At 56.0% G+C, this 14,911-nt stretch carries 20 protein-coding genes; 1 reads left to right on the plus strand and 19 read right to left on the minus strand.

What is annotated here, in order from left to right:
* Positions 1–37: 37 nt before the first annotated feature.
* The 14 genes from PJL69_RS06845 to rplO form a co-directional block, all read right to left on the minus strand.
* The gene (locus PJL69_RS06845) at positions 38–1,360 is read right to left on the minus strand and encodes a replication-associated recombination protein A (RefSeq protein WP_271309015.1); all 1,323 of its coding nucleotides are present in this window, start codon (positions 1,358–1,360) and stop codon (positions 38–40) included.
* A gap of 15 nt (positions 1,361–1,375) precedes the next feature.
* Positions 1,376–2,758 (minus strand): trypsin-like peptidase domain-containing protein, encoded by a 1,383-nt coding sequence (locus PJL69_RS06850; RefSeq protein ID WP_271309016.1) that lies wholly within the window; start codon positions 2,756–2,758, stop codon positions 1,376–1,378.
* A gap of 90 nt (positions 2,759–2,848) precedes the next feature.
* The gene (locus tag PJL69_RS06855) at positions 2,849–4,021 is read right to left on the minus strand and encodes an NAD(P)/FAD-dependent oxidoreductase (protein ID WP_271309017.1); all 1,173 of its coding nucleotides are present in this window, start codon (positions 4,019–4,021) and stop codon (positions 2,849–2,851) included.
* 179 nt (positions 4,022–4,200) lie between these two features.
* On the minus strand, positions 4,201–4,620 hold the full coding sequence (gene rplQ / locus PJL69_RS06860; protein ID WP_209064880.1) for a 50S ribosomal protein L17: 420 nt from the start codon (positions 4,618–4,620) through the stop codon (positions 4,201–4,203).
* 137 nt (positions 4,621–4,757) lie between these two features.
* On the minus strand, positions 4,758–5,774 hold the full coding sequence (locus tag PJL69_RS06865; RefSeq protein ID WP_209078491.1) for a DNA-directed RNA polymerase subunit alpha: 1,017 nt from the start codon (positions 5,772–5,774) through the stop codon (positions 4,758–4,760).
* 116 nt (positions 5,775–5,890) lie between these two features.
* Entirely contained in the window at positions 5,891–6,280 is a 390-nt protein-coding gene (gene rpsK / locus PJL69_RS06870; protein WP_209064875.1) for a 30S ribosomal protein S11, read from the minus strand.
* 15 nt (positions 6,281–6,295) lie between these two features.
* Positions 6,296–6,664: a 30S ribosomal protein S13 gene (gene rpsM / locus PJL69_RS06875; RefSeq protein ID WP_209096773.1), complete on the minus strand. Its 369-nt coding sequence runs from the start codon at positions 6,662–6,664 to the stop codon at positions 6,296–6,298.
* A gap of 244 nt (positions 6,665–6,908) precedes the next feature.
* On the minus strand, positions 6,909–7,658 hold the full coding sequence (locus PJL69_RS06880; protein WP_271309018.1) for an anti-sigma factor family protein: 750 nt from the start codon (positions 7,656–7,658) through the stop codon (positions 6,909–6,911).
* On the minus strand, positions 7,648–8,184 hold the full coding sequence (locus PJL69_RS06885) for an RNA polymerase sigma factor (RefSeq protein WP_271309019.1): 537 nt from the start codon (positions 8,182–8,184) through the stop codon (positions 7,648–7,650). Before PJL69_RS06885 ends, PJL69_RS06880 begins: the two co-directional genes overlap by 11 nt.
* A gap of 22 nt (positions 8,185–8,206) precedes the next feature.
* A complete protein-coding gene (locus PJL69_RS06890; RefSeq protein ID WP_271309020.1) occupies positions 8,207–8,581 on the minus strand; it encodes a c-type cytochrome in 375 nt (124 codons plus the stop codon).
* Positions 8,582–8,637: 56 nt separating this feature from the next.
* Positions 8,638–9,222 carry a YceI family protein gene (locus PJL69_RS06895; protein WP_271309021.1) on the minus strand — a complete coding sequence of 195 codons (585 nt, stop codon included), beginning with the start codon at positions 9,220–9,222 and terminating at the stop codon, positions 8,638–8,640.
* 137 nt (positions 9,223–9,359) lie between these two features.
* Positions 9,360–9,935 carry an adenylate kinase gene (locus tag PJL69_RS06900; protein WP_271309022.1) on the minus strand — a complete coding sequence of 192 codons (576 nt, stop codon included), beginning with the start codon at positions 9,933–9,935 and terminating at the stop codon, positions 9,360–9,362.
* On the minus strand, positions 9,932–11,296 hold the full coding sequence (gene secY, locus PJL69_RS06905) for a preprotein translocase subunit SecY (protein WP_209096779.1): 1,365 nt from the start codon (positions 11,294–11,296) through the stop codon (positions 9,932–9,934). Before secY ends, PJL69_RS06900 begins: the two co-directional genes overlap by 4 nt.
* Before the next feature lie 107 nt (positions 11,297–11,403).
* Entirely contained in the window at positions 11,404–11,877 is a 474-nt protein-coding gene (rplO, locus tag PJL69_RS06910) for a 50S ribosomal protein L15 (RefSeq protein WP_271309023.1), read from the minus strand.
* 279 nt (positions 11,878–12,156) lie between these two features.
* Between rplO and PJL69_RS06915 the strand changes: the two genes are divergently transcribed.
* Positions 12,157–12,717, plus strand: a complete 561-nt coding sequence (locus tag PJL69_RS06915; protein ID WP_271309024.1) for a histidine phosphatase family protein — start codon at positions 12,157–12,159, stop codon at positions 12,715–12,717.
* A gap of 73 nt (positions 12,718–12,790) precedes the next feature.
* Here the strand turns inward: PJL69_RS06915 and PJL69_RS06920 are convergent, their stop codons facing one another.
* The 5 genes from PJL69_RS06920 to rplR all read right to left on the minus strand — a co-directional run bounded on the left by PJL69_RS06920 (position 12,791) and on the right by rplR (position 14,903).
* On the minus strand, positions 12,791–13,003 hold the full coding sequence (locus PJL69_RS06920) for a DUF1127 domain-containing protein (RefSeq protein ID WP_271309025.1): 213 nt from the start codon (positions 13,001–13,003) through the stop codon (positions 12,791–12,793).
* 218 nt (positions 13,004–13,221) lie between these two features.
* The gene (locus tag PJL69_RS06925; protein WP_271309026.1) at positions 13,222–13,437 is read right to left on the minus strand and encodes a DUF1127 domain-containing protein; all 216 of its coding nucleotides are present in this window, start codon (positions 13,435–13,437) and stop codon (positions 13,222–13,224) included.
* 217 nt (positions 13,438–13,654) lie between these two features.
* The gene (gene rpmD, locus PJL69_RS06930; RefSeq protein WP_209064855.1) at positions 13,655–13,843 is read right to left on the minus strand and encodes a 50S ribosomal protein L30; all 189 of its coding nucleotides are present in this window, start codon (positions 13,841–13,843) and stop codon (positions 13,655–13,657) included.
* Between the two features lie 13 nt (positions 13,844–13,856).
* Entirely contained in the window at positions 13,857–14,423 is a 567-nt protein-coding gene (gene rpsE / locus PJL69_RS06935; protein WP_209064853.1) for a 30S ribosomal protein S5, read from the minus strand.
* Positions 14,424–14,540: 117 nt separating this feature from the next.
* Positions 14,541–14,903 carry a 50S ribosomal protein L18 gene (gene rplR / locus PJL69_RS06940; RefSeq protein ID WP_271309027.1) on the minus strand — a complete coding sequence of 121 codons (363 nt, stop codon included), beginning with the start codon at positions 14,901–14,903 and terminating at the stop codon, positions 14,541–14,543.
* Between the last annotated feature and the right edge of the window lie 8 nt (positions 14,904–14,911).

The raw sequence follows: 14,911 nt of genomic DNA on the forward strand, positions 1-14,911 counted from the left end.
CCGGATAGAAGATTCGAAGTCCCAGAGGGGCCGCCCCTCATCCGCCGCGTTGACTGCGCAACTTGGCAAAGTAATCAAGCCGCCGTTTCAGCTCGCGCTCATATCCCCGCTTAACTGGTGCATAGAGTACAGGCCGTTTCAGGCCCTCCGGGAAGTAGTTCTGCCCGGAAAACCCATCTTCGGCGTCATGATCATATTGATACCCCGCACCATAGCCCTGATCCGCCATCAATGAGGTTGGGGCATTCAGAATATGCTTGGGGGGTGGCTCCGATCCGGTCTGTTTCGCCAATGCACGCGCCGCTTTGTAGGCCGCATAGCCTGCGTTGGTCTTTGGTGCGAGCGCGAGATAAATCACCGCCTGCGCCAATGCGAGCTCGCCTTCCGGGCTGCCCAACCGTTCATAGGTTTCCCAGGCATTCAGGCAAACACCTTGTGCCTGCGGATCGGCCAGAGCGATGTCTTCGCACGCCATCCGCGTGATACGCCGTGCCAAAAAGCGTGGATCTTCGCCGCCTTCCAGCATGCGGGCAAACCAATACAGAGCTGCATCCGGATCTGACCCTCGCACCGATTTATGCAGCGCTGATATAAGGTTATAGTGCTCATCGCCGGATTTGTCGTATTTGGCAGCACGCCGCATCAGGCGTGTCGCCAAAGCTTCGCTGTCAAGCTTGCCCTTCACGGTCCACGCCGCCACCTGCTCAATCAGGTTGAGCAACGCACGCCCATCGCCATCCGCCATTTCCAAAAGCGCTTCGCGGGCGTGCCCATCCAGAGGCAAGGCTTTGCCCAGCTCTTGTTCGGCACGCTGGGCGAGACGCTCCAAATCCGCAAGACTCAGGCGCTCAAGCACCAAGACCTGCGACCGGCTCAAAAGCGCGGCATTGAGTTCAAAGGATGGGTTTTCGGTGGTCGCGCCCACCAGAAGGATGGTGCCATCCTCCATATGTGGCAGAAACCCATCTTGCTGCGCTTTGTTGAAGCGGTGGATCTCATCCACAAACAACAGCGTCCCCTGCCCGTTCTGGCGACGGATCTTGGCCGCTTCAAAGACTTTCCGAAGCTCAGGCACACCGGTAAAAATCGCGCTTATCTGCACAAAATGCAGATCCGTCTCATCTGCCAAAAGGCGTGCGATTGTGGTTTTTCCGACACCGGGCGGCCCCCAGAACACCAATGAGGACAAAGAGCCGGAGGAGAGCATCACGCCCAATGGCGCCTCAGCCCCCAGCACCTGTTCCTGCCCGATCACATCAGTCAGCGCACGCGGCCGCAAGCGATCCGCCAAGGGGCGCGGTGCCTCGGCCACAGATGCTGAAGAAATAGTCCCGGCAGGGGAGTCAAAGAGATCGGCCATGGGGGTTTTGTGCCTTTACAGTCGGAACCGCATCACCAGCCGCTGAGTGCCGCGCTGGACCTCTAGCGTAAGCCGATTGCGCGCAGCGCGCAAAGCCTTGTCCGCATCTGCCGTGGTTTCAATGACCTGCCCGTCAATCAAGCGCAATACATCACCCGGATGCAGGCCAAGGCGCGCACCGATGTCGCCGGGGTTTTCAACAACCACACCCTCTGCACTCAGCGGCAGGCCATAACTGCTCAGAACCGCTGGGTTGATGTTTGAAATCACAAGATCCGGAATGGCTGCCCGGCGCCCTGTGGTCAGTTGCGCACGAGACGGTTCCTCAGGCGCAATGGTCATCAGAACCATACGTTCCTCTTCGCGCCCTTCACGCACCATCTGGACAGCAACTTCGCTGCCAAGCCCGGCCACAGACATGCGAAAAATCATTTCTGCAGGCGTGTTGACTGGCTGTCCATCGAGGGCAAGGATCACGTCGCCCGGCTCAAAGCCTGCATTCAGAAACGGGCTCACCGCGTGCATTTCAGTGATCACAATGCCGCCTGCGCGATCTAGCCCCAAGCCCTCTGCCATATCCGCATCCACTGGCTGACCAAACATACCGGCCCATGGGCGCTGGAAACTCTCAAACCCCGTGCGCGCCTGATCAACAAACTGCGCAACCAAACGTGCCGGAATGGCAAAGCCAATACCGTTGGAGCCACCGGAACGAGTCAGAATAGAGGTGTTGATCCCAATTAGGTCACCGTTCACGTCAACCAACGCACCACCAGAATTGCCTGGATTGATTGCCGCATCGGTCTGAATGAAATAGCCCCGCGCATTGCCGGTCGCCACGCCCGAGCGCGCAAGCCCTGACACAATGCCACTGGTGACCGTCTGCCCGACACCGAAGGGGTTGCCAATCGCCATCACCAGCTCCCCGACATCCACACTGTCACTGTCGCGCAAGGTGAGAAACGGCAGCCCTTCCGCTTCTTTGAGCTTGAGAATCGCCAGATCACTTTCCTCATCTGCGAGCAAAACGTCCGCCGTGTATTCGCTTCGGTCGTTCAGTTGCACGCGTATGTCGGTCGACATGCCCACAACGTGGTAATTGGACACAACGATGCCGTCTTCCGTCAGGATCACCCCCGATCCCAGCGAGTTCTCTACACGTGGCTGTGGTGTGCCAAAGTTGCGGAAAAACTGGTCAAAAAAAGGATCCCCCGAGAACGGGCTTTGTCGCGCCTGCACCACGCGTTTGGCAAAAATATTTACCACGGCGGGGGCGGCCTGCTTCACCAGCGGCGCGAACCCAAGCGCAATTTCGCTTTGTGTTTGCGGAATTTTTGTCTCTGCCGAAACGGTGGTCGCCAAACCAAGCGTAAGCGCAATCATAGCGGCACGGATCATGCATAGTCCTCTATTTGGTCCAGCCAAAGATATGCGCGGCACGCGATGAGATTACAAGCCACAGTCGCGCAGCGCAGTGCAGTGCAACCATCAGGGAGTGAAATCACTTGCATAGGGCCCGCTTGCAAGTTCATGCCCGGCCACCATCAATGCACCGAGACGCCCAATTTCATCGGCGCATTTCGCCCCTGCCCCATTGCCCCCGGTCAGGGCAAAAATTCGTTCGCTTTGCGGATAGATCAGTGGGGCGCCCTTTGGGGTAAAACATGTCACGCATGCCCCGTGTGAAACGCTTTCAACCCGCAGGTCCGGCATCAAACCTTTCAACTGATCTGCGAGCAGCTCGCCGACACGCGCGTTTCCACCACCGCGGAACCAGGTTTTCATGTCGGCAACCGTCACAAGCTCATGGTCTTCCGGGTCCCCCCCGATCTTGAGGTATGTTTTGCCATCTGGATACGTCACAGGCGGCAAAACATAAGTGTCTCGTTCTGTGCCCGGCGGCACATATACAAACGACGGCATAGCCTGCAGGCGCCTCGCTTCTGCGGGGTCAATCTCAAGAAATGCAATCGTCCGCGCATAAGCCGTTAACGGCACCGCTTCGGGCAGAAGTTCCGCGGCTTTGGAAAACGCCCCACAGGCCACCACGGCCTTTTTCGCGGTAACCTCCTCACCGTCAGCACATTGCGCAGTCACAGTGCCCCCAACCTCAGAAAGACGCACAACCTCACTGCGGTGCAGTTTTGCGCCATGCTGCTTTGCAATGGCAATCTCCGCCAGGATATGCTGCCTGGGGTTGATCCACCCACCACCGTCTTCTTCATAGAGCGCATGCGTGTTGCCTGGGAAGGAAAGAAACGGGAAGCGCGCGTCCAACTGCGGCCCTTCAAGTTCTTGGAACGCAAAATCTTCTTGTTGTGCAACCTCCCGTGTGTTGGCCACAAAACCCGCACCCACGCCACCTTTGGCACCGACCATCAGGGCCCCAACGGGGGCATGAAATTTATGCCCGCTGCGCGCTTCCATATCAGCATAGCGCGCCATTGACGCCTGCGCCAAACGGGACCAATCCCGATCACTGGCCAACCGCCGCGTAATCCGAGCTTCGTCGTAGTGGCTGGAAAAGACGCCCGTATGACTGGACGCGTCCCTTGGCTCGTCAGGACCCACCAGAACGGTCGACAGCCCCATCTCGCTCAAATGGCGAGCGCAGGCACTGCCCCAAAGCCCAGCACCAACCACAATCACGTCCGCATCCATCGCGCCAGCCCTCCTGCGTGTTGCGACCGCAATACACGATCACATAGGTTGCGGGCACATTGCCCCGCAGCGACCGGGAACACCATCACATAAAGCGCAATTTTAGCCGCGCATTCGCACAAAAAAAGACCCCCACCAAAATGGCAGGGGTCCAGTCATTCGGTTGGTCCGAATGTGTATTATTCTTCGGCGGCTTCTTCAGCTGCCACGCGAGCCTTGTCGGCCGCGCCTTTTGCATCAACGTCACGATCCACGAATTCGATGATCGCCATCGGCGCCATGTCACCATAGCGGAAGCCGGCTTTCATGATGCGGATGTAACCACCTTTACGCTCTGCGTAGCGTGGGCCCAGAACGTCGAACAGTTTTGCAACATACTGATCTTCTTTCAAACGTGCAGCCGCCTGACGACGGGCGTGCAGGTCACCGCGCTTTGCAAGCGTGATCAGCTTTTCAACGATTGGACGCAGTTCTTTTGCCTTTGGCAGCGTGGTTTTGATCTGTTCGTGTTCGATCAAAGAGCCCGCCATGTTGGCAAACAGAGCTTTACGGTGTTCGTGAGTACGGTTCAGGCGGCGATAGCCACGAGCATGACGCATTTTATTTCTCCTAATTCGCGTTTTGCTTTGTCAGACCAGTGATGCGTGTCACCGGTTCACCTTGAGGCCTTTGGCCCAACTTTCCCCGGCAGGTCCGGGCATTTGTAAGACGGGCGGGGTCGCCCCCGCCCAAAACCTTAGAAGTTGTCTTCGAACTTCTTGGCCAGATCTTCGATGTTGTCTGGTGGCCAGTCCTCGACGTCCATGCCGAGGTGCAGACCCATGCCGGACAGCACTTCTTTGATCTCGTTCAGAGACTTGCGGCCGAAGTTCGGTGTGCGCAGCATCTCTGCTTCGGTTTTCTGGATCAGATCGCCGATGTAAACGATGTTGTCGTTCTTCAGGCAGTTTGCCGAACGTACAGACAGTTCCAGTTCGTCCACTTTCTTCAGCAGAAGTGGGTTGAACTCCAGACCATCATCTTCTTCCTGACGGCCCGCAGATTCTGGCTCGTCAAAGTTCACGAAGATGGACAGCTGATCCTGCAGAATGCGCGCGGCATAGGCCACAGCATCTTCAGGAGTGATCGAACCGTCGGTGTCGATCTTCATGGTCAGCTTGTCATAGTCCAGAACCTGACCTTCACGGGTTGGCTGAACGTCATAGGACACTTTTTTGACCGGGGAGTAGATCGCATCGATCGGCATCAGGCCGATTGGCGCGTCTTCCGGTTTGTTTTTGTCCGCAGACACATAGCCTTTGCCAGTGTTTACAGTCAGCTCCACGTACAGGTCTGCACCATCGTCGAGGTGGCAGATCACGTGGTCTTTGTTCAGAACTTCGATACCAGCGCTGTCACTGATGTCGCCAGCCGTCACAACACCTGGGCCTTTTGCATTGATGGAAAGACGCTTAGGGCCTTCCACTTCCATGCGCAGGGACACGCCCTTCAGGTTCAGGATGATGTCGGTCACGTCTTCGCGCACACCGGCAACGCTGGAGAACTCATGCAGAACATTGTCGATCTGAACGCTGGTGATGGCCGCGCCTTGCAGGCTGCTCATCAGAACGCGACGCAGCGCGTTGCCCAGTGTCAGACCAAAACCACGCTCCAGCGGCTCTGCCACAACAGTGGCCTGGCGCGCAGGGTCGTTGCCCGGCTTCACTTCAAGCTGGGTTGGCTTGATCAATTCTGCCCAATTCTTGTGGATCATGCGTCCCTCCATTCTTGTCTGGCTCCCATGTTCCAAGAAGAACCAGACGCCCGAGGTTTAAAAATGACGAAATGGGGCCGTGTAAAACACGCGGCCCCAAAGTAATGAAATATCGCTTAGACGCGGCGACGCTTTGGAGGGCGGCAGCCGTTGTGTGCGATCGGGGTTACATCACGGATAGAGGTGATGTTGAAACCGATAGCGGCCAGCGCGCGCAGTGCGGATTCACGGCCAGAACCTGGACCCTGAACTTCCACTTCCAGCGTTTTAACGCCGTGCTCTTGCGCTTTTTTACCTGCATCTTCCGCAGCCATCTGAGCAGCATAAGGCGTGGACTTACGGGAGCCCTTGAAGCCCATGGTGCCAGCAGAGGACCAGGAAATCGCGTTACCCTGAACGTCAGAGATCAGGATCTTGGTGTTGTTGAAAGAGCTGTTTACGTGTGCAACGCCGGAGGCGATGTTCTTACGCTCTTTTTTCTTCGTACGAGTCTTATCGCGTGCCATTGATCAAACCCTCCCTTACTTCTTCTTGCCGGCGATCGGCTTCGCAGGACCTTTGCGGGTACGTGCGTTGGTGTGGGTACGCTGACCGCGGACCGGGAGGTTACGACGGTGGCGCAGACCGCGGTAGCAGCCCAGGTCCATCAGACGTTTGATGTTCATCTGCACTTCACGACGCAGGTCACCTTCTACGGTGTAGGTCGCATCGATGTGCTCGCGGATTGCCAGAACTTCTGCGTCAGACAGTTCGTTCACACGACGGGTCGCGTCGATGTTCACGGATTCGCAGATTTCTTTGGCGGATGCTGGACCAATGCCAGTGATATAAGTCAGGGCGATCGGGACCCGTTTGTGGGTCGGGATGTTAACGCCGGCGATACGTGCCACGTGTCACTTTCCTTTTCGTTGCGGTTCCGTGGTTCCAGAACCTTTTTTCACAACGTAAGCCCGACGCGGTCTGCGATCGGGCCTCAGCTGATCAGGTGATCTTGCGTATTGGGTGCGACCCAAAAGCAAAGAATTGATTCTCGATTAAGAGATGAGGTGATGTAGGGGGGAAAGCGCAGGCCGTCAATAGGGGATCTGGCGAAAGAGACGGAGATCCTAACGTCCAGCTCTCAAAGCTTAGATCCTAGATCTGCATCGACTGCAAGGCCTGCCCCAAACGGCGCACAAGACCATCCTCTGTGCCGCCAATCAAAACATAGTCATACGCCCCATCAGACCAGACTGCCGAACTCAACCCTTCCAGTCGCATGGTGGCCAACGCCTCCTCAGATACGCCCGCTTCTTCGCGGCGCATGATGCAGAGCGCCATCGGCACACCACTGGGTGTTGCAAAGGCCAACTGGATCAAAGGACGCCCTTCAAAACTCAGCACCTGCCCGCGTTTGTATTCCACGTCTGGCAGAGCGGTCAGTTGCGCCAACTCTATGTCTTTGCCCACTGCCGCAGACACCCGTGCCAACTCATTCTGCAACTGCTCTGGCGTCTGCTGAATATGATCCAATGTCGCATGGGTATAAAGCGCCTGATAAGCCGCCACGTAGTCCACCCAGCCACTTCTTTCCGGCCCGGACGTCCAGTTCCCCAAGCCAAATCCGACAGCGAGCGCAACACAAGCCACCATAGCCACGGCGGCCATAGGGCGTTTCGCTGGCCCCCTGCCCCTCACAGGCAACGCACCCAGCACATCTTGTGACGGCTGCAACAGCTCAAAACTCTCCTGCAGCGCGGTCACATCAAACCGCAATGCTTCAAGCCTCTTGGCCAATGCAGGATCTTCCTGCACCGCAGCCTCAATCTGCGCCATTGGCACGAGCTCAGTTTCACCATCGAGATAGGCCACGAGCTCCTCATCTGAGAAACGTCTATCTTGCACGGCTCATTCCCCTCTGATCCCTGAATTTGCGCCCCAAACTGGCGCGTGCGGTGGCAAGGCGGCTCATCACGGTGGCCAGCGGAATATCAAGTATCTCCGCAGCGGCCTTGTAAGAATAGCCCTCAACATACACCAGAACCACAGTCACACGCTGTGCCTCCGGCAGATCCAGCACCGATTTCAAAACCTCTTGGCGATCATAGTCCCGCTCTGGGTCTTGCTTGGGGTCCGGAATATCAGCGGCATCCACCATTGGCATGCCGCCACCTTTGCGTACTTTTTCTTTGCGGATCTCACTGATCCAAAGGTTGTGGGTGATCCGAAACATCCACCGGTCCAAATGGGTGCCGGGCTGGAACTTGCTGGCCTGCTCCATCGCCCGCAAACAGGCGGCCTGCGCAAGATCATCCGCCCCATCCCTGGATCCCGTGAGCGAAAACGCATAGCGCCAGATGCGGGGGAAGACCTTTGGCAAGCCTGCTTCCACCTCTTCTTCTGCGCTATATTTTCTCCAACGGCCCAGCATCAGTCTCTCGCGCTCTGATCTCTCATTGATCTGCCAGTTCACTCTGCAAATAGGCCAAGAGGTCGTCAATCTGCTCAGGCTTTCTAAGGCCCGCAAATGCCATTGTGGTTCCCGGCACCAGCGCTCTTGGCTTCGTGAGAAATTCTGTGAGCGTTGCCGCGTCCCAGACAATGCCCGCCTGCTGCATCGGACCCGAATAGCGAAAGCCCTCCACAGACCCTGAGGTGGCGCCAAACACGCCATAGAGCGTCGGTCCAGCACGGTTGTCATCAGGCTTCAAGCTGTGACAGGACTGACATTTGCGAAAGACCTTTTTGCCAGCTTTCACATCCCCCTCTGAGGCTGCCGCCCCGGCCCATATCGTCAAAGCAACCGCTAAAAACGTCAGTTGGCGCATCTTTATCTCCTTGCTTGATGCACGGGGCCAAGGCCCCGCACGTCTGGCTCGCGCCGTCACTTCTCAAAAATCATCCGCACAGTCACAGGCGTCACACGCGTGATCCCCTCAAGGCTCGCAAGCTCTTTCAACTTATCGACACCCGCATCAATGCCCAGATCATAGGTGGACAGCATGATCATATCCGATGTTGTGACCAAAACACGGTCTTCGCTCAGCCGGGCAACAAACAATTCCGCCTCAACATCTGCGCTCACCCCGACGAGGCTCAGCGCGCCCTCAAAATCCACAACCGTGGTTGCACCGACTTCCAGATCGTGCACCGCATCAAAATCCACAGAACCAGTCAGCTCGGCTCGCGCGTCCGCCGCCTTAAAAATATGTGTGATCATGCGCTCATTGCGAATGTCGATGTTGGTCTCCACCGAGCCAAGCTCGATAGATACCGCCACCTCACCTTTTTCGTTCACTGACCCAGACAGAGCATCAAATGTATGAACTTCACCGAACTCACTGCTCTTGATCGACCCAAACGCAATTTGGCTGTCTTCATCAACGGTTTTCCAAGTCTCATGCCCGCCGGCTATCGCGGGGCCAGCAAATGCCAAAACAAGCGCAGTGGTTTTCAACAGTGTCTTCATCGGTTCCTCCAAGCCAGGCAAAATCGCCCATTCAGAAGATCAACGCGCCAGCTGGCAAAACTATTCAGAAAAAAATTTATCAAAAAACAAAAAAGCCCTCAGAAACCTGAGGGCTTTCTAAAAAGTCTGTGTTTTGCTTACCCAAGCACGCCTGTAACCGAGGCTTCCACCTCATCCATCGACGCAAGACCGTCGATAGAGGTGAGATTGCCCTTGGCGTGGTAGTAGCCGATCAACGGTGACGTCTGTTTGTAATACGCCATCAAGCGCACCTTCAGACTTTCCTCGTTGTCGTCTGCACGCGCTTCGCCGCCTGCGGCCACCGTTTCTTTTGCACGATTGATGATGCGTTCAACAAGAACTTCATCGTTCACCTGCATCTCGATCACGGCATCCAGCTGTTCGCCGCAGTCTTCAAGCAAAGCCGCCAGAGCGTCGGCCTGCGCCAGTGTGCGTGGGAAGCCGTCAAAGATGAAGCCGCCCTTTTTGTCACCTTCGAGTTGTTCACGGATCAAGCCGATCACAATCTCATCCGTCACAAGCTCGCCACGGTCCATGACTTCTGCAACTTTTTTGCCCATCTCAGTGCCAGAGGTCTTTGCCGCACGCAGCATATCCCCTGTGGAGAGTTGGATCATGTCGCGGCTCTCAACGAGACGACTTGCTTGTGTCCCTTTCCCCGCACCTGGCGGGCCAAGCAAAATAATGTTCATCGACGAGCAGCTCCCTTACGTGCGCCGCGCTTTTTGCCTTTACCGCGCAGCTGCGATTTTTCGATCAGCCCTTCATATTGATGGGCCAGCAGATGGTTCTGTACCTGTTGGATGGTGTCCATGGTCACTGACACAACAATAAGAACAGAGGTTCCGCCAAAATAGAATGGGATCGCAAACTGGCCACGCAGAATCTCAGGAAGGAGACAAACTGCCGCAAGGTAGGCTGAGCCAAGCACCAGAATACGGTTCACAACATACTCAAGATACTCTGCAGTACGCTTGCCTGGGCGAATACCCGGCACAAACCCGTTCTGGTTTTTCAGGTTGTCAGCCACATCATCGGGCTTAAAGCTCACATTGAATGTGTAGAAATACGCAAAGAACACGATCATGGCGACAAAGAACAGCAGATACAGCGGCTGACCTGGGCCGAAGTAAGCAAGCAGTGTCGACATGATTGGGCCGGTCTGGCTGCCAGAGAATGTCGAGATCGTCGTCGGCAACAGAAGCAGAGAGCTTGCAAAGATTGCCGGGATCACGCCTGCTGGGTTGACCTTGACTGGCAGGTGGCTGGAGCCACCGTCATAGACTTTCATGCCCACCTGACGGCGTGGGTATTGAATGTGGATCTTGCGCAGCGCACGCTCCATGAAGACCACGAAGGCGATGGTTGCAATCACCATCACAATGACGCCCACAATCACAGCTTCGCTGATTGCGCCGGTACGGCCAGACACGAAGAACTGCGCCAGTGCGGCTGGAAGCTCGGCCACAATACCGACAAAGATGATCAGGGAGATGCCGTTGCCGATGCCGCGTGCGGTGATCTGCTCACCCAGCCACATCAGGAACATGGTGCCACCAACCAGTGTGATCAAGCAGCTGAAGCGGAAGAACATACCCGGATCGGTCACCAGATCACCTGCCTCAAGGCTCACCGCAAGACCATAAGCCTGCAATGTGGCAAGGAACACCGTGCCGTAGCGGGTGTATTGGTTCATCTTTTTGCGGCCCTGCTCACCCTCTTTCTTGAGTTGCTCAAGCGCGGGCACCATCGAGCCGAGGAGCTGGACGATGATCGAGGCCGAAATATAAGGCATGATGCCCAGAGCAAAGATCCCCATACGGCCCAATGCACCGCCGGTGAACATGGACAGGATACCACCAATCCCTGCGCCTGCGCTCTCCATGAATTCACGAAGCGCCACACCATCAATGCCCGGAACCGGGATCCAGGTGCCAAGACGATACACAATCAACAATGCCAGAGTGAACAGGATGCGATTGCGCAGATCGGTCGCTTTGGTCAGCGCGGCCCAGCTTGTGTTGGCCGCCATTTGCTCTGCTGCAGATACCATTTAGGATCTCTCTTAGACTAGAAACGCCGCCAGAACCGTTTCCCGGTTTGGCGGCGTTGGAAAACTTGTCAGATTATGTAAGCGGGTCCGTCCCCGCTCACAACCTCTTATTCAGCCGCTGGCGCGGTTTTGACAGTCAGAGAGCCGCCTGCTTTTGCAACAGCGTCTACAGCTGCCTTGGAAGCGCCGGTCACTTCGATGTTCAGCTTGGCGGTGACTTCGCCTTTTGCCAGAACACGGATGCCGTCAAGCTTGCGACGTACCAGACCGGATTCGATCAGCGCATCTTCGGTGATCGCTGCGGATGCGTCCAGTTTCTTGGCGTCGACGAATTTCTGGATCAGGCCCAGGTTTACAACAGCAAATGCCTTGCGGTTTGGCTTGTTGAAGCCACGCTTAGGCAGACGCTGGTACAATGGCATTTGGCCACCCTCGTAGCCGTTGATCGCCACACCCGAACGGGATTTCTGACCTTTGATACCACGGCCACCCATTTTACCTTTACCGGAACCAGGGCCACGGCCAACGCGCATGCGTTTCTTAGTTGCGCCAGGATTGTCGCGCAGTTCGTGCAGTTTCATTTCGCTTCTCCTTGCCGGAACTGACCCACGAAGCGTATCGGGCCAAACTCGGCTTTTCTTGATTTTGATTCTGTGGCGCACAGAACGCCACCGGGCGCGTATAGACCCTTGTTGCGCAGTTTGCAATGTCCATCCACATCACAGAGGCACATGCCCTGCCGCGGTTGTCACACGCGCCTTTGAGACATGCCTGCGCTCCAAAGACGCACCTCAAAAACCTATCAATGGCGCCGCACTTCCAATAGCAACGGCCTGTTGAGATCTCAAGGGCGGCGGAACATGTCTTATCCGGAACTATATGTTTTGCGGCACGGTGAAACCGAGTGGAACGTAACGGGCAAATTTCAGGGCCGGCAGGACTCCCCTCTCACAGCGCAAGGGCGCCAGCACGCACAGCGTCAGCGCGAGCTGTTGCAAACACTGACAACGCCGCCTCTGACCGCGTTTTGTAGCCCTCAGGGGCGCGCGCGTCACACCGCGCAATTGGCGTTAGGTGGCACTCTGAAACCTGTGTTTGATGATCGCTTGCAGGAAATAGATTTCGGGGTCTGGGAAGGCAAAACGCGCCTTGAGATCAAAACGCTGATCGATTGTCCTTTTGAAAGTCATCAATGGTATTTTCAAAGCCCAAAAGGCGAATCCTACGCTGACATCTCAAAACGCGTAAAAGCGTTCCTGAATGACCTGGTCCAACCTGCTGTCATCGTCACACATGGGGTCACGTCCATTGTGTTGCGCGGCCTCTATTTAGGCCTGTCCAAAGGCGCCCTACTCCAGCTCCCGAAAGAACAGGGCTGTATCTACCATCTATCAGATGGTCAGGAGCGGGTTCTCAGGTAAACGCCTCTAAACGCTTGAAACCAAAACGCCCTCAACGAATGTGAGGGCGATACGGTCGAAATGTCGTGCAGGCTTAGCCGTAAACGTGCTTGGTCGCCAGCTCTTCAATGTCATAGCGACAGATGCCGATGTCCGCGAGGTCGCGATCCGTCATCTCAGAAAGTTCGCGTACGGTTGTATTGTATTTCGCCCGCAAAGCGCGCGCTTCTTTGAACGCTTCCAGTGCGGCTTCGATACGGGCAACAAGGGAAGATCCAGTGGAAAGAGTGATGTTTGCGTTTGCCATTGTACTGGCTCCTTTTGATCTATGCCGAAACGTATTTTCCGGCGAGCTGTTTTGTTTCTTTCTGTTGTGCCCTCTATATAGAACGCGCCGTTATCGCTAACAATTGACGGTTTGAACTGCCCGCTATGCGCCAGAGGCATGCCGCCTTAACAAAGCTCTAAAACGACAAAAGCCCCGGACAGGCATCCGAGGCTAAGTCACAAGGAAGATACTTTAGATCAGAGTGCTTCTGCACCCTGACGCGCCACGCGCTCGATGTCGCCGCGGCTCAGGCCCACATCAGCCAACTCACGAACTGTCAGCTTGTTCAGCTCTTTCACGGTCTTCTTATAAGAAGACGCGCGTTTCTGATTCAGGCGCCATGTTTCAACCATGCGGGCGAAACGGCCAACGAAATCAACGGCTTCAATGTGCAAAGAGGGTGCATGTTGCATGGGATTAATCCTTAAAACTGCCGGTGCGCCACTTCGGCCAATGCGCGTTAAATCTCACTACGCGTTCACATAATGCCTTCTTTTTCATCGAGGTAGGGGAAGAACAGCATCTCCGTTATGCAGTTTATGCATGACCGCAGTCATAATCTCTTAACACACGCAAAAACGCCCCAGGCGTGAGCCTGGGGCGTTTTCAAACTTTTAGATCAAAAAGAGCTTAGTCGCGCTCTTCGATGATTTCCACCATGTGGGAAACCTTACGGATCATGCCGCGCACGGAAGGTGTGTCTTCCAGTTCACGTGTGCGGTTCATCTTGTTCAGACCCAGACCGATCAGCGTGGCACGCTGGTCTTGAGGGCGACGGATCGGCGAACCGACCTGCTTTACAACGATGGTTTTTGCCATGTCTCGTTACTCCTTACGCGTCTGCAGCTTCGGCAGGTGCTTCATCCTTGCGCAGGATGTCAGCAACTTTCTTGCCACGACGTGCCGCAACCTGACGAGGGCTGGCTTCTTTTTTCAGCCCGTCGATGGTGGCGCGGATCATGTTGTATGGGTTCTGCGAACCGATGGATTTCGAAACAACGTCTTTGACGCCGAGCATTTCGAAAACGGCACGCATTGGACCACCGGCGATGATACCAGTACCTTCAGGTGCGGTACGCATAACCACTTTACCGGCGCCGTGACGGCCTTCCATGTCGTGGTGCAGAGTACGACCTTCGCGCAGAGGCACGCGGATCATTTGACGCTTGGCTTGCTCGGTGGCTTTGCGGATAGCCTCAGGGACCTCTTTCGCTTTACCTTTGCCGAAGCCAACGCGGCCTTTTTGATCGCCCACAACTACCAGAGCAGCGAAGCCAAAGTTCTTACCGCCTTTGGTGGTTTTGGACACGCGGTTGATCGCTACGAGACGATCTGCGAATTCCGGGGTTTCTTCTTCGCGGTTGCGACCGCGGCCCCGGCGATTTTCACGTTCTGCCATTTGGCATTCCTTTATCTACTGGCGCGAGGCGCCTGTTACTTCCGATCCCAGTGAACCCTGGCGAAAGCGCCAGAGCTCCCGGATCATCGGGGGGACGTTGCCGTCCCCCACAAGTGCTTACACTTTCAGGCCACCTTCACGCGCAGCGTCGGCCAGAGCCTTCACTTTGCCGTGGAAGAGACGACCGCCGCGATCGAAATAAGCTTCGCTCACGCCAGCTTTGACCGCACGCTCTGCAATCGCCGCGCCCACTTTGGTGGCTGCTTCGATGTTGTTTTTGCCCACTACGCCCAGATCTTTTTCCAGGGAGGAGGCTGCTGCCACAGTCACGCCAGCACGATCGTCGATCAGCTGAGCGCTGATGTTCTTGTTGCTGCGGTGAACGGACAGGCGCAGTTTGCTGTCGCCATTGACCTTGCGAAGTTTGTTCCGGACGCGCAGGCGGCGCTTGAGGAACAGTTCCCGTTTGCTGTTTGCCATCTGTCTGG

Source organism: Shimia sp. MMG029 (assembly GCF_027947445.1).
Lineage (GTDB): Bacteria > Pseudomonadota > Alphaproteobacteria > Rhodobacterales > Rhodobacteraceae > Shimia.

What these genes read in the sequence shown, in the direction of transcription:
- PJL69_RS06845 (WP_271309015.1), bottom strand. Translation starts at nt 1,360, where the DNA reads ATGGCCGATCTCTTTGACTCCCCTGCCGGGACTATTTCTTCAGCATCT.
- PJL69_RS06850 (WP_271309016.1), bottom strand. Translation starts at nt 2,758, where the DNA reads ATGATCCGTGCCGCTATGATTGCGCTTACGCTTGGTTTGGCGACCACC.
- PJL69_RS06855 (WP_271309017.1), bottom strand. Translation starts at nt 4,021, where the DNA reads ATGGATGCGGACGTGATTGTGGTTGGTGCTGGGCTTTGGGGCAGTGCC.
- rplQ (WP_209064880.1), bottom strand. Translation starts at nt 4,620, where the DNA reads ATGCGTCATGCTCGTGGCTATCGCCGCCTGAACCGTACTCACGAACAC.
- PJL69_RS06865 (WP_209078491.1), bottom strand. Translation starts at nt 5,774, where the DNA reads ATGATCCACAAGAATTGGGCAGAATTGATCAAGCCAACCCAGCTTGAA.
- rpsK (WP_209064875.1), bottom strand. Translation starts at nt 6,280, where the DNA reads ATGGCACGCGATAAGACTCGTACGAAGAAAAAAGAGCGTAAGAACATC.
- PJL69_RS06885 (WP_271309019.1), bottom strand. Translation starts at nt 8,184, where the DNA reads ATGCTGGGCCGTTGGAGAAAATATAGCGCAGAAGAAGAGGTGGAAGCA.
- PJL69_RS06890 (WP_271309020.1), bottom strand. Translation starts at nt 8,581, where the DNA reads ATGCGCCAACTGACGTTTTTAGCGGTTGCTTTGACGATATGGGCCGGG.
- PJL69_RS06895 (WP_271309021.1), bottom strand. Translation starts at nt 9,222, where the DNA reads ATGAAGACACTGTTGAAAACCACTGCGCTTGTTTTGGCATTTGCTGGC.
- PJL69_RS06900 (WP_271309022.1), bottom strand. Translation starts at nt 9,935, where the DNA reads ATGAACATTATTTTGCTTGGCCCGCCAGGTGCGGGGAAAGGGACACAA.
- secY (WP_209096779.1), bottom strand. Translation starts at nt 11,296, where the DNA reads ATGGTATCTGCAGCAGAGCAAATGGCGGCCAACACAAGCTGGGCCGCG.
- rplO (WP_271309023.1), bottom strand. Translation starts at nt 11,877, where the DNA reads ATGAAACTGCACGAACTGCGCGACAATCCTGGCGCAACTAAGAAACGC.
- PJL69_RS06915 (WP_271309024.1), top strand. Translation starts at nt 12,157, where the DNA reads ATGTCTTATCCGGAACTATATGTTTTGCGGCACGGTGAAACCGAGTGG.
- PJL69_RS06920 (WP_271309025.1), bottom strand. Translation starts at nt 13,003, where the DNA reads ATGGCAAACGCAAACATCACTCTTTCCACTGGATCTTCCCTTGTTGCC.
- PJL69_RS06925 (WP_271309026.1), bottom strand. Translation starts at nt 13,437, where the DNA reads ATGCAACATGCACCCTCTTTGCACATTGAAGCCGTTGATTTCGTTGGC.
- rpmD (WP_209064855.1), bottom strand. Translation starts at nt 13,843, where the DNA reads ATGGCAAAAACCATCGTTGTAAAGCAGGTCGGTTCGCCGATCCGTCGC.
- rpsE (WP_209064853.1), bottom strand. Translation starts at nt 14,423, where the DNA reads ATGGCAGAACGTGAAAATCGCCGGGGCCGCGGTCGCAACCGCGAAGAA.
- rplR (WP_271309027.1), bottom strand. Translation starts at nt 14,903, where the DNA reads ATGGCAAACAGCAAACGGGAACTGTTCCTCAAGCGCCGCCTGCGCGTC.